This window comes from Streptomyces mexicanus, assembly GCF_902506575.1.
GTDB classification, from domain to species: Bacteria; Actinomycetota; Actinomycetes; order Streptomycetales; family Streptomycetaceae; genus Streptomyces; species Streptomyces mexicanus.
Genome location: NZ_LR732544.1, coordinates 3949977 through 3963243, shown reverse-complemented (window position 1 = coordinate 3963243; position 13267 = coordinate 3949977). Strand labels below are relative to the sequence as shown.

Annotated in this window: 9 protein-coding genes and 1 pseudogene; 2 read left to right on the top strand and 8 right to left on the bottom strand. The window is 70.0% G+C overall.

Features of this window, described 5'->3' with window-relative positions:
* Nucleotides 1-2 precede the first annotated feature (2 nt).
* Together GV126_RS17705 and murJ are read right to left on the bottom strand one after the other, a co-directional pair.
* Nucleotides 3-1724 (bottom strand): protein kinase family protein, encoded by a 1722-nt coding sequence (locus GV126_RS17705; protein ID WP_159667735.1) that lies wholly within the window; start codon nt 1722-1724, stop codon nt 3-5.
* A 126-nt stretch (nt 1725-1850) separates the two neighbouring features.
* Entirely contained in the window at nt 1851-4109 is a 2259-nt protein-coding gene (gene murJ / locus GV126_RS17700; RefSeq protein WP_236570038.1) for a murein biosynthesis integral membrane protein MurJ, read from the bottom strand.
* A 174-nt stretch (nt 4110-4283) separates the two neighbouring features.
* Here murJ and GV126_RS17695 point away from each other — a divergent pair, with 174 nt between their 5' ends.
* The gene (locus tag GV126_RS17695; protein ID WP_438947882.1) at nt 4284-4484 is read left to right on the top strand and encodes a hypothetical protein; all 201 of its coding nucleotides are present in this window, start codon (nt 4284-4286) and stop codon (nt 4482-4484) included.
* On the opposite strand, the pseudogene GV126_RS37675 reads toward GV126_RS17695, so the two are convergent.
* A pseudogene (locus GV126_RS37675) lies at nt 4461-4641 on the bottom strand (hypothetical protein); the annotation flags it as partial. The gene GV126_RS17695 and the pseudogene GV126_RS37675 overlap by 24 nt on opposite strands.
* Nucleotides 4642-4686: 45 nt before the next feature.
* A complete protein-coding gene (locus tag GV126_RS17690; protein ID WP_159667732.1) occupies nt 4687-7170 on the bottom strand; it encodes a DUF6049 family protein in 2484 nt (827 codons plus the stop codon).
* Nucleotides 7171-7516: 346 nt separating this feature from the next.
* Between GV126_RS17690 and GV126_RS17685 the strand changes: the two genes are divergently transcribed.
* On the top strand, nt 7517-8959 hold the full coding sequence (locus GV126_RS17685) for a CCA tRNA nucleotidyltransferase (protein WP_159667729.1): 1443 nt from the start codon (nt 7517-7519) through the stop codon (nt 8957-8959).
* A gap of 118 nt (nt 8960-9077) precedes the next feature.
* Here the strand turns inward: GV126_RS17685 and GV126_RS17680 are convergent, their stop codons facing one another.
* From GV126_RS17680 to GV126_RS17665, 4 genes are all read right to left on the bottom strand, one after another.
* Nucleotides 9078-9608, bottom strand: coding sequence for an LppU/SCO3897 family protein (locus GV126_RS17680; protein ID WP_185947329.1), 531 nt, complete (start codon nt 9606-9608; stop codon nt 9078-9080).
* Between the two features lie 128 nt (nt 9609-9736).
* Nucleotides 9737-10999, bottom strand: a complete 1263-nt coding sequence (locus GV126_RS17675; RefSeq protein ID WP_159667723.1) for an MFS transporter — start codon at nt 10997-10999, stop codon at nt 9737-9739.
* A gap of 84 nt (nt 11000-11083) precedes the next feature.
* The gene (locus GV126_RS17670) at nt 11084-12166 is read right to left on the bottom strand and encodes an inositol-3-phosphate synthase (protein WP_028421269.1); all 1083 of its coding nucleotides are present in this window, start codon (nt 12164-12166) and stop codon (nt 11084-11086) included.
* A gap of 44 nt (nt 12167-12210) precedes the next feature.
* Nucleotides 12211-12894, bottom strand: coding sequence for a PadR family transcriptional regulator (locus tag GV126_RS17665; protein WP_159667720.1), 684 nt, complete (start codon nt 12892-12894; stop codon nt 12211-12213).
* Nucleotides 12895-13267 lie beyond the last annotated feature (373 nt).

The following is a 13267-nucleotide window of genomic DNA, read 5'->3' as shown; positions in this document are numbered from 1 at the left end:
GGTCAGCCCGTGAACTTCACTTCGGTGACGGCCTGTTTGTAGCCGGCACGCGAGTACGCGCTCGGGTCGTCGCCCGAGAAGGGCACAGCCGTGAGCCAGACCAGGACGTACCGCGTCTTCACCGGCTTGGTGACCTTGACGGTCGCCGTGCTCCCGCTCGTCGTGACACTGCCGATCTTCTGCATCGACTCCAGGGACGGCGGCGTCAGGGAGTCGGCGGAGTACAGCTCGACCGTGGTGTGGTCGCCGCTGTAGCGCAGCCCCACGGACGCGGTGGCGAGGTCCTTCGCCGAGCCGAGGTCGTAGACGATGCCCACCCCCGGCTTGTACGGCGCGAGCGCCGGGCCGTCGACGAACGTGTTGGTCTTCCAGTAGGTCGAGCTGTTGCCGTCGTAGGTCTTCGCCACATCGCCGGGGTGCTGGGCGTCCCCCTTGGCGACGAACTCCTGCGCCGCCTGGATGCCGATGGGCAGCGACGGCTTGTGCTGGTCGTTCTTCTTGTCGCTGCCGTCCTGCGTCTGCGTCTGGCTGTCCTTGCTCGACTTGCCGCCCTGGTCCATCAGGGCGTCGGCCAGCTGCCAGCTGCCCAGGCCCAGCGCGGCGATGAGGAGGGCGGAGACGGCCCACTTCAGCGCCTTGCCGGTGCGGCTCTGCAGCGGGGGCGGCGGGGCCGGCACCGGCTGTGTGACGCCGGGGAGCGCCGACGGACGGCCGTAGGTGCCCTGCTGGTACGACGTGCTCTGGTAATCCGGAGGGGCGGTGAACGCGGGCTCCGGCGGGCGGATGCGCGGCATCTCGCTGATCGCCTTCACCAGCTCCTCCGGCGTGGTGCACGGAGCCTCGTGGCGGGAGGCGGTCGCGCCGTCGTTGGCGAGGGCGCGCATGGCCAGCTCGGACAGGCCGCGGTGGACGCCGGCGCGCACCTGGTCGGGGGCGATCAGGCCGAGGTCCTTGGGCAGGCCGGACAGACCATAGGCGTCGTTCTCGTACGGCCAGCGCTGGGTCAGCGCCGCGTACAGCAGAGCACCGATGGCCTCGGTGTCGGCGCGCTGCGGCGTGTCGGAGCTGATGCCGCGCAGCGCCGCGTTCACGGCGAGGCCGCGGATGCGCCACTGGCCGGTGGAGGTGCGCAGCACGGCGTTGGGGTTGAGCCGCAGATGGGCGAGGCCCTCACGGTGGGCGGCGGCCATGGCGGAGGCGACCTGGCTCACCAACTGGTAGGCGTCGTGCGGTTCCAGCGGGCCGGCGGACAGCAGCGTGGTCAGCTCGGTGGCGTCGGGCAGCCATTCGTGGACGACGTAGACCAGGTCGTTCTCCTCGACGGCGTCGAGGACCTGGACGAAGCGGGGGTCGCCGAGCAGCGCGGAGGAGCGGGCGGCGGCCAGCACGGAGCGGGCGCGCGCGTGGTCCGCCGGCAGGACGTGCACGCCGACGGCACGACGGAGCTTTTCGTCAACGGCTCGCCAACTGCTGAATCCGTCCAGACGGGTGACGCACTCTTCGAGCCGGTAGCGTCTGGCGAGCTTGTGGCCGCTGTGCAGTTCGGGCGGTGTCGTCTTCCGGCCGGGAACCTGGCTGCCGCCGCTGCCCTGCGCGTCGTCGTTGTCCGTGCCCCGCTCCCGGTTCTGGGCCACACCGTCGGCCGTGGCCTCCGCCTCGGCGGTCAGCGGCTTGTCACCGCTGGTGTCAGCCACGTCGACGGCAGCCGTGCTCCGTTCCGCCACCGTCGCTCCTGCCTCCCCATGATCGCGATCATCGCGCGCTGTCCGACGCCGAAACCAATTGTGCCCACAGTCCGCTGCTATGCACGACACGCAGCCACGGACGATGGTTGTGCGCCTACCCCTGTCTCAACGCCCCAGCCGTCCGCGGACCATGCCCACGAGCGAGTTCAGTTCCTCGATGCGCATGCGGCGGGCGGCGACGAAGAAGACCCCGAGCAGCAGGACCCCACCGGCGAGCAGCGCGGCGAACGAGCCGACCACGCCCTGCCCGAGCGTGTGGCCGATGCCGTAGCAGGCCGCGCCACTGAGCGCGGCCGCCGGTACGGAGGCGATGCACAGCCGTGCGTACGTCCGCATGACGCGCGAGCCGTCCAGGTCGCCGCCGAGCCGCTTGCGCAGCCGGTTCCAGGCGACTCCCACGCCGATGGCGTAGGCGATGCCGTACGAGGCGGCCATGCCGATGACCGCCCAGCGGGCCGGGAGCAGGAAGTAGCACAGGGCCGAGGCGCCCGCGTTGACCGCGGCGATGACGACCGTGTTGTAGAAGGGCGTCCGGGTGTCCTCGTAGGCGTAGAAGGCACGCAGGACGACGTACTGCACGGAGTACGGGATGAGGCCGAGACCGAAGGCCATCAGCATGTAGCCCATGTTGGTGGCCTCGCTGGTGCCGGAGGTCCCGAAGATCAGCGTGCACATCGGGATGCCGAGCGCGACGAAGCCGAAGGCGACGGGCACGATCGCCACGGCCGTGGTGCGCAGGCCCTGGGAGATGTCGTCGCGGACGGCGCCGGCGTCGCCCTCGTGGGCGGAGCGGGAGATCCGCGGCAGCAGGGCGGCCATCAGGGAGACGGTGATGATGGCCTGCGGCAGGCCCCAGATCAGCTGGGCGTTGGCGTAGGCGGCGTAGCCGGTGCCGTCCACGGGCGAGCTCGTGCCGGCCGCGGTGGACAGCCGGGTGACGACGATGTTGCCGGCCTGGTTGGCGAGCACGAACAGCAGCGTCCACTTGGCGAGGGCCGCTGCCTTGCCGAGCCCGTGCCCCCGCCAGTCGAACCGCAGCCGCAGGCGGAAGCCGGTCTCCCGCAGGTAGGGGATCATCGCCAGGGCCTGGACGACCAGGCCCAGCAGGATGCCGACGCCGAGCAGCCGCTGGCCCTCGGGCGGGATGGTCGACACCTTCATGCCGGAGTCCGCGGCGCTGCCGTAGACCCAGATGAACATGCCGAGCGTGACGATGATGACGATGTTGTTCAGGACGGGCGTCCACATCATCGCGCCGAACTTTCCGCGCGCGTTGAGGACCTGCCCCATCACCACGTGGATGCCCATGAAGAAGATCGAGGGCACGAAGTAGCGGACGAAGGTGATGCCGACCTGGTCGGCCGCCGGATCGCCGGCCACGGACGGGGAGAGCAGCTTGATCAACAGGGGCGCCGCCACGACCGCGAGGACGGTGAGGGCGCCGAGGGCGACCATGACCAGGGTCAGCAGCCGGTTCGCGTACGCCTCGCCGCCGTCGTCGTCCTCCTTCATCGCCCGGACGAGCTGCGGCACGAACACGGAGTTCAGGCCGCCACCGACGGTCAGGATGTAGATCATCGTCGGCAGCTGGTAGGCGACCTGGAAGGTGTCGCCGAGCAGACCGACGCCGAGCGCGGAGACGATCATCGCCGAGCGGATGAAGCCGGTCAGGCGCGAGACCATCGTGCCCGCCGCCATCACGGCGCTCGACTTCAGCAGCCCCGCGGCCTTCCCGCCCTTCTTCGCCGGCGCGGGAGCGGGCTCGGCGGTCGCCACGGACGTCAGCGCAACCGTCTCGGCTCCCCCCGCGGTGGGCGCGTACGGTCCCGCCGCGCCCTGGCCGGCCGCCGGGACGGATCCGGGACCGGCGACCGGCGGGAAGTCCATGGGCGGGCGTCCGCCCGTCTCCTGCGGGGGCTGGTAGCCGTGCGCGGCGGAGGGCTGGTAACCGCTCTGGCGGGGGTCGTAGCCGTAGTGCTGCCCGTGGTTCTGGTAGCCGCTCTGTGCGGGGTCCTGGTGGCTGTTCTGCCGGGGGTCCGCATAGCCGCCCTGCTGCGGTTCCGCGTAGCCGCCTTGCTGTGCCTCTCCGTAGGCGTTCTGCGGAGGCTCCCCGTAGCCGCCCAGCTGAGCGTTCCCGTAGCCGTTCGGCCCGGGGGAGGCGGATCCGTTCTGGCGGGGGTCCTGATACCCGCCCTGCTGCTGGTCCCGGAACAGGTGGGCGAAGGCGTCCGGCTGGTGCTGCTCCTCGCCGGAGTTGCTGACCAGGTCGTCGACGCCCACGAACTGCGTGGTGCGCGGGTCCTCGCCGTACGGCAGGTACTGGGTGGCCCCGGACGGCTCCGGGGGCGGGGTCCGGGCCCACACGCGGGGGTCTGGCCCTTATACACCTCTCCGAGCCCACCAGACAGGCAGAAAACCCGTATGCCGTCTTCTGCTTGCTAGAAAAAAACTTCTGCTTTAAAAAAACAAAAAAAAGAGGGATAATAGAGAACAAGGTGACATATACACAAACACACGTCAGAGAGTAACTGTGTAACGGTGATCGATCTCAGATGCGGCTCGGGCCACCCCGACGCGCCGCCGCCCGGGCGCGGCCAGGTGCCGCACCAGCCCCCGGCGGACGCGTGCCTCCAGGACGCCTACGCGGAGGGTCCCTCCCGGGCGCAGGCCCTCGCCGCCCAGGACCCGGTCGGCGAGGCCCTGTCCGACCGTGCCGCCCGACCGGGTCCTGGGCGGTGAGGTCCTGCGCCCGGTAGGGATCCTCCGCGTAGGCGTCCTGGAGGTACGCGTCCGCCGGGGGCTGGTGCGGCACCTGGCCGTGCCCGGGCGGCGGCGCGTCGGGGTGGCCCGAGCCGCCCACGGCCTGGCCGCGGTCACCGTCGTACGGCGCGTTCATGCTTACCCCACCTCATCGTCCCGGGCCCCTGCGGCCACGACATCCTCAACGGTCCACTTTCTCACCCGTGCCGGACGGGTCGGCGTTTCCCGCTGCGGTGTCCGGTGCCCGGTCACTCGGCTGCTCGGAGGCGTCTGCCCGGGTGCGGGTGCCCGACTCCTTCGGGAGACGTTCGGCGGTGGCTTCGGGGTTCTCCGGGCGCTGCGGGTGGTGCGAGGTGCCGTGCTCCGGTCCGGACGACGCGGCCGGGCCGGACTCGCCGGGGTCCTCGGCACCGTCCTCGGCGCCGTGGGCGTCCTGCGCGTCCTGCGTCTCCTGCGCCGGCTCCGCGTCCTGCCGGGCTGCGGCGCGCTTGCGCTGGGTGTACATGCGGAAGCCGGCGAGCACGAGCAGCAGCACGCCGCCGCCGATGACCAGCATCACCGTCGCGGTGATCTCGGTGACCTTGACGTCGAAGGTGACCGGAGCGCCGTACTCCTGGCCGTCCTGCGTGTACAGCTGGGCGATCACCGTCACCGGACCGTTGGCGTTGGCCGACGTGGTGAACTTCACGGACTGGCTGTGGCCGCCCGAGACGGTGATGGGCTGCTCGTCGTAGGCGCCGCCGCCGATCTTGAGGCGGGTGGGGTTGGTCGAGGTGAGCCGCAGCACCAGGTGGTCGACGCCCTGCACCAGGTTGTTCTGGACGGTCACGGGGATCGTGGCGCTGTGTCCGGAGAGCTTGGTCTCCGACTTGTCGATCAGCTTGACCTCGTCGGACAGATCGTCGAGGTATGCCTCCACGCCGTCGCGGAAGTTCTCCGCCGCGTCGTCACGGCCCCGCCAGGACGTCGACATCTCGCGGTTCATGGCCCGGCCGAACGGCGTCACGACCCGCGAGGGGTAGGTGAGCACCACCTTGAAGTTGTCGACCTTGTCCTGGGTCCTAGCGATCGCCTCGAAGGCGGGCCGCCTGAGTTCCTGCTTGCGCAGCGAGGAAGGGTAGTCCGAGGCCGACGGGACCCTGGTCGTGGCACCGGGGTCCGGCTTGGCCTTGGCGGCCGCGGACAGGTCCTGGGACTCCGACCAGGTGCTCTGCTGCAAGGCGGTCAGTGCCTGCGCCATGGCCCGGGCCTGGCTCGCGCTGGGCATGCGCTGCGGGGCGACGACGATGCTGCGCTGCTTGCTCGTCTGATCGTTGAGCGCCAGGCTCTGGGCGAGGAACCGCTGCACGGCGAGCGTGCCGTCACCGGCGTGCGACAGATCGCCCTCGAAGGCCGTCGACAGCCGTGCGTCGGCGACGACCGCCGTGGTGCCCGCGCCGATCGGGCGAGCCGCCGAGGGCGTGTACGTCAGGCCGTCGGACTCCTGGAGGCTGTCGCTGCGCGCGATGACCTTGTCCGCGCCCGCGGAGGTGGCGACCCTGATGATCGACGGGTCGACGGCGCCGTCCACCGGCCAGGCGAAATCCGTGTCCGGTGTCACGTGCAGCACCGTCTCCACCGTGCCGGCGGCGACGTCGGTGGCGTCCTTGAGCTGACTCAGCGAGCCGGTGACGCTCGTGCCGTGATGGGCGAGGGAGGCCAGGTCCGGGTCGGCGAACGGCAGCGCCACGACCTCCTTGCCCGCCACCGCCTGCTGCAGCTCGGCGAGCCACTGCTTGGCCACCGCCTGGTGGGTGCCGGCGACAGGGGTGGAGTCGGCGTCGCTCTGGATGCGGTAGTTGCGGGTCATGGCGTCGACGGACGCCAGCAGGTCCGGGTCGATCACCCAGGTGACGTCGAGGTCCTTGCCCAGCGTCAGCATGCGTTCCAGCCGGCCGCCGGGGGAGATCTCCTTGGCGAGGTCGTCGTTGAGGAACACCGGTGTCTGCTGTGCGCCGGGGCCCGTCTCCGCCGTCATGTGCACCTTCGACACCAGCGGCCACAGGAACGTCGTCTTGGTCTTGGTGTCCGCCTCGCCGGGCTGCCAGGGCAGGAACGTGTGCTGGATGCCCAGGACCTGCTCCCAGGGCTGGGAGGAGGTCCGGCCCGAGAGCGAGACGGAGAACTCGTACACCCCGTCCGCGTCGAGGTGCAGTTTGCCGACCGGCACGGAGATGCTGAAGTGCTGTGCGACGCCGGGGGACAGCTGGTCGAACTTCTGGACGTACTTGCCGTCGATCTCGCCGCCGTCGGCCGCGGGGTCGAAGCCGGTGCGCTCGGCGACCTCGTCGATGGCGGAGCGGGTGTCCAGGTGCTCTCCCACCCGCAGACCCACATGGGCGTCGGTGACCGGCTGCTTGCCCTTGTTGGTCACCGTGCCCGAGACCGTCAGCGTGTCGCCGTCCGAGGGGGCGCTGGGGCTGAGCGAGTCGAGGGAGACGGCCACGGTGCGCGAACCGGAGGCGGCCCGGGCGGCATCCTGCCCGGAGGCGTGCGCGGACGTGGCGGCGGGCAGCTGCAGCAGACCGGCCAGCAGGGGCGCGCCGGCGAGCAGGGCCCCGGCCCGCCGCAGCCAGCGACGGGCAGGTGAGGGACTGGTCCCCTGGAAGTCTGCCGCCTCGGCCACGCGCTCGCCCGTCCCTCGTCGTCAGTGGTCGTCGGAATGTGCGTCCAGGCATGGTAACGATGCGCGCGGAGCGGAAGTGCCGCGGAGGCGGTCACAAGATCAGCGGGCGATCCCTGCTGTCCTGCATATCCCCCTATCCACGGATGATGTGCGGTGCGCCACAAAGAGGTGGTCTCGCTCCCCTACGCCATCTACGCGATCTACGTCAGCCGATGCGGCGCATACGTCCTTCTGTTTTCGGTTCGGCCCCTTCTGCGCGGAAGGATCAACCTTCCTGAGGAGAGGGAGGCGGGCGCCGGGGAAAGCAGTCCTGCCCGAGGGGCCGGGCCACGTACCCTTTTCTGTTGTGCCGAACGCCAACGATGACACTTCCCCTGCCCTGAGCCAGGTGCAGCAGCGCGCGGTGAGCGAGCTACTGCGTGTGGCCCCCGTCGCCGACGACCTCGCGCGCCGCTTCCAGGAGGCCGGGTTCTCTCTCGCCCTGGTCGGCGGCTCCGTCCGGGACGCGCTGCTCGGTCGGCTCGGCAACGACCTGGACTTCACGACGGACGCCCGCCCCGAGGACGTATTGAAGATCGTGCGGCCCTGGGCGGACGCGGTGTGGGAGGTCGGGATCGCGTTCGGCACGGTCGGCGCGCAGAAGCAGGGTTACCAGATCGAGGTGACCACCTACCGGTCCGAGGCCTATGACCGGACCTCGCGCAAGCCCGAGGTGTCGTACGGCGACTCCATCGAGGAAGACCTCGTCCGGCGGGACTTCACCGTCAACGCGATGGCGGTGGCGTTGCCGGAGAAGAGGTTCATCGACCCGCACGGTGGTCTGGAGGACCTGGCCGCGCGTGTGCTGCGCACCCCCGGGACGCCCGAGGACTCCTTCTCCGACGACCCGCTGCGCATGATGCGGGCCGCACGCTTCGCGGCCCAGCTCGACTTCGAGGTGGCCCCCGAGGTCGTCGCGGCGATGAAGGAGATGGCCGGACGCATCGAGATCGTCTCCGCCGAGCGGGTACGGGACGAGCTGAACAAGCTGATCCTGTCGGCCCACCCGCGCAAGGGCCTGACCCTGCTCGTCGGCACGGGGCTCGCCGACCGGGTACTGCCCGAGCTGCCCGCCCTGCGCCTGGAGAGCGACGAGCACCACCGTCACAAGGACGTCTACGACCACACGCTGATCGTCCTCGAGCAGGCGATCGCGCTGGAGGACAACGGCCCCGACCTCACCCTCCGCCTCGCCGCGCTGCTGCACGACATCGGCAAACCGCGCACACGCCGTTTCGAGAAGGACGGCCGGGTCTCCTTCCACCACCACGAGGTGGTCGGGGCGAAGATGACCAAGAAGCGCATGACGGCTCTGAAGTACTCCAACGAGCTGGTCAAGGACGTCTCGCGCCTGGTGGAGCTGCACCTGCGGTTCCACGGTTACGGCACCGGGGAGTGGACGGACTCCGCGGTCCGCCGCTACGTCCGCGACGCCGGCCCGCTCCTGGACCGCCTCCACAAGCTGACCCGCTCCGACTGCACCACCCGGAACAAGCGCAAGGCGGCCGCGCTGTCCCGTGCCTACGACAGCCTGGAAGAGCGCATCGCTCAGCTGCAGGAGCAGGAGGAGCTGGATGCCATTCGTCCGGACCTCGACGGCAACCAGATCATGGAGATCCTGGGTATCAAGCCGGGCCCGGCCGTCGGCCGCGCTTACCAGCACATGCTGGAGCTTCGCCTGGAACACGGCCCGATGGGGCACGACGCGGCGGTGACGGCCCTGAAGGAATGGTGGGCCGAGCAGAGCTGAGGCCGGACAACGGCGCGTCATGTTTCACGTGAAACGTGACCACGAAGGGGCGGTGTTTCACGTGAAACACCGCCCCTTCGGCGTGACTGCTGCCCCTCGGCGGAGACCGGTCCGCCCGCTACTTGGTTTCCTTCAGGCAGAGCACCACGTCATGGCCGCCGCCGTACTGGACGTAGGAGATCGTCGCGTCGGCGACGCTCTGGCACTTGTCCTCGTCGGTGGAGCCGTCGAACTTCTGCACCACCGTGTACTGCGCTTCACCGGAGGAGCAGTCGACCTCGTTGAGGTCCGGCTTGGTCATGGTGCCCTCGTTGTGCATGCAGGAACCCACCGAGGTGGTCTCCGCGTCGTCACGCGTCAGGAACCATCCCGCGCCGAACTTCAGGAGCGCCACGATGACGGCGACGACGATGGCCCCGACGATCCGGACGGCCTTCTTGCCCATACGCTTGCCGGCCGGTGCGGGCGGCGGAGGAAGGGGAGCGCCCTGCTGCTGCGGGAAGGGCGCGTACGGCTGCTGCGGCGGATAGGACTGCTGCGGAGGGTAAGGCTGCTGCGCGACTCCCGGCTGGCCGGGCTGCTGCCCCAGGGGAGCGGTGGGCGCCTGGGCGTACGGGTTCTGGCCCTGGGGCGGCGGCGGAGTGGTCACGTGGGAGTCCCCCTGTGGAACGTAGGCAGGATGACGCGGACATGGCGTCGACATAAGACCCACGTAAGCTACAGGCCCCCGCTGACAGCCCGGTGTCCTCCAGGAGGTCTGTGTCACTGATGTGACACTTACTGGCGGACGAACCGGCCCATGCCGGCCGCAACCACGGCATAGATCACGGCGACCGTGACCACCAGCGCGGCCGAGCGGCCGTCCGGCGGCAGCATCAGGGCGGCGACGCCCGCCGCACTCACGAAGGCGACGTTGAACAGCACGTCGTACACGGAGAAGATCCGGCCGCGGTAGCCGTCCTCGACCGTGGACTGCACGACCGTGTCCGTGGCGATCTTCGCCGCCTGGGTGGTCAGCCCCAGCACGAAGGCCGCGACCAGCAGGGGGCCCACGGCGAACGGCAGGCCCAGGGCGGGTTGCAGGATCGCGGCCGACAGGGCGCACACGACGATCCAGCGCACCGGGCCGAGCCGGCCGGCCGCCCACGGGGTCACCACGGCCGCGGCGAAGAAGCCGGCTCCCGAGAACCCCAGGGCCAGCCCGAGCAGGCGCAGTCCCTCCCCCGTGTCCGAGGTCAGCCCGTAGCGGCACAGCATCAGCAGCATCACGGTCAGCGCGCCGTAGCAGAAGCGCATCAGTGACATCGCGGTCAGTGCCCGGGCGGCCGTCCTGTGCGGCGGCGCGATCAGGTGCGCCATGCCCGCCGTCAGCTCCCGTGCCGTACCCGTCAGGGCCGTGCCGAGCGAGGGCCGCACCACGCCCCGGTCCGGACCCAGCAGTTCCGGTGCCATGAGCAGCGACACCAGGGCGGCGCACAGATACAGGGCGGCACCCAGCAGCACCACGGCCGCGTCGGAGTCCGCCCCCACCAGACGCAGCACGAAGGCGAGGCCGCCGCCCGCGAACGCGGCCAGCGAGCCCGCCGTCGGCGACAGCGAGTTCGCCATCACCAGCCGCTCGGCATCGACCACGCGCGGCAGCGCTGCGGACAGTCCTGCCAGGACGAAGCGGTTCACGGCGGTGACACACAGCGCGGAGACGTAGAAGAGCCAGTCCGGGACGGCGGCCACCATCAGCGCGGCCGTGGCGGCCGCCAGCGCCGCGCGCACCAGGTTGCCGTGGAGGAAGACCTGGCGGCGCCGCCAGCGGTCCAGCAGCACACCGGCGAACGGCCCGACGAGGGAGTAGGGCAGCAGCAGCACCGCCATCGCGGAGGCGACCGCGGCGGGGGACGCCTGCTTCTCCGGTGAGAAGACGACGTAGGGGGCCAGCCCCACCTGGTAGACGCCGTCGGCACCCTGCGAGAGCAGCCGTATCGCGAGCAGACGCCGGAAGTCCCTCAATCGGAGCAGCGTGCTCAGGTCACGGACGACGGCCATGCGGCACAGCCTCACATACGGAAGGGTCCCCGGGGCAATCGCCTCGGGGACCCTTCCGGCCCTGGCAGGAGCGTTCGGCGCGGCTTAGCGCTCGACCTCGCCGCGGATGAACTTCTCGACGTTCTCGCGGGCCTCGTCGTCGAAGTACTGCACCGGCGGGGACTTCATGAAGTACGAGGACGCGGACAGCACGGGGCCGCCGATGCCGCGGTCCTTGGCGATCTTCGCGGCGCGCAGCGCGTCGATGATGACGCCCGCGGAGTTCGGGGAGTCCCAGACCTCGAGCTTGTACTCCAGGTTCAGCGGGACGTCACCGAAGGCGCGGCCCTCCAGGCGCACGTAGGCCCACTTGCGGTCGTCCAGCCAGGCCACGTAGTCGGACGGGCCGATGTGGACGTTCTTCTCGCCCAGGTCCCGGTCGGGGATCTGGGAGGTGACGGCCTGCGTCTTGGAGATCTTCTTGGACTCCAGGCGCTCGCGCTCGAGCATGTTCTTGAAGTCCATGTTGCCGCCGACGTTCAGCTGCATCGTGCGGTCCAGGATGACGCCCCGGTCCTCGAACAGCTTCGCCATGACGCGGTGCGTGATGGTGGCGCCGACCTGCGACTTGATGTCGTCACCGACGATCGGCACACCGGCCTCGGTGAACTTGTCGGCCCACTCCTTGGTGCCGGCGATGAAGACCGGAAGGGCGTTGACGAAGGCGACCTTGGCGTCGATGGCGCACTGGGCGTAGAACTTCGCCGCGTCCTCGGAGCCCACGGGCAGGTAGCAGACGAGGACGTCGACCTGCTTGTCCTTCAGGACCTGGACGACGTCGACCGGCTCCTCGGCGGACTCCTCGATGGTCTGGCGGTAGTACTTGCCCAGGCCGTCCAGGGTGTGGCCGCGCTGCACCGTCACGCCGGTGGAGGGGACGTCGCAGATCTTGATGGTGTTGTTCTCGGAGGCGCCGATGGCGTCCGCGAGGTCCAGGCCGACCTTCTTCGCGTCGACGTCGAAGGCGGCGACGAACTCGATGTCCCGCACGTGGTAGTCGCCGAACTGCACGTGCATCAGGCCCGGGACCTTGGACGCCGGGTCGGCGTCCTTGTAGTACTCGACGCCCTGCACCAGCGATGCGGCGCAGTTGCCCACACCGACGATGGCTACGCGAACCGAACCCATTCCGGTTGCTCCCTGTGTGTACTCGGTGAAGCCCCGACGGGACCTCACGTGGCGGTGTCGCCGGGCGTATCCGGCCGGGAAGGATCCCCGGACCGGGGCAGGCCGCCCGTCGCTCCCTGTGTGGTGTCCTGCTGAGCGGTCCCCCCGGCGGCGGAACCCTTCAGGTCCCGCCCGGCCCGCTCGCTCTCGATGAGCTCGTTCAGCCAGCGCACTTCGCGCTCCACGGACTCCATCCCGTGGCGCTGGAGCTCGAGGGTGTAGTCGTCGAGGCGCTCCCGGGTGCGTGCGAGGGAGGCACGCATCTTCTCCAGGCGCTCCTCCAGCCGGCTGCGGCGGCCCTCCAGCACGCGCATGCGCACATCCCGCGACGTCTGCCCGAAGAAGGCGAAGCGCGCGGCGAAGTGCTCGTCGTCGTACGTGTCGGGGCCGGTCTGGGAGAGCAGGTCCTCGAAGTGCTCCTTACCTTCCGCCGTCAGCCGATAGACGATCTTGGCGCGGCGCCCCGCGAGCGGAGCGGCCAGGGCGTCCTCGCTGGTGTTCCCCGGTTCCTCGGTCAGCCAGCCGTTGGCGACCAGCGTCTTGAGGCAGGGGTAGAGCGTCCCGTAGCTGAAGGCGCGGAAGACACCCAGTGACGTATTGAGTCGTTTGCGCAGCTCGTAGCCGTGCATCGGGGACTCGCGAAGCAGACCGAGTACGGCGAACTCAAGGATCCCGGAACGCCGGCCCATACGTCGCCTCCTCTCTGCCGCGACCCGGGCCGGCGGATGCCGCTCCGGGTGCCGTGACGGTCTTTATGTCGTGCTGATGTATCGACTCGATACATCCCGACGATAGAACGGCCCCGCGCGTGCGACAAGGGGGGACATGGTGAACGGGATCACATCACTGTTTCGGTGGTGGCAAGTTGCCTGTTTTGGGGTGAACTTCGGGGCACGGCAGGTTGTGGCGATGCGTAGTCTGTGCGCCATGCAAACCGCCGGGAACCGAGTGACGCCTGGGGACGTCCTCGTCCCCGGTGCAGTACGGGTGAATGCGTGACCGACCACATCCGTACTCGGGGGGACCGGAAACCAGCCGCCGTTTCCAGGCGCGCAGGGGTGC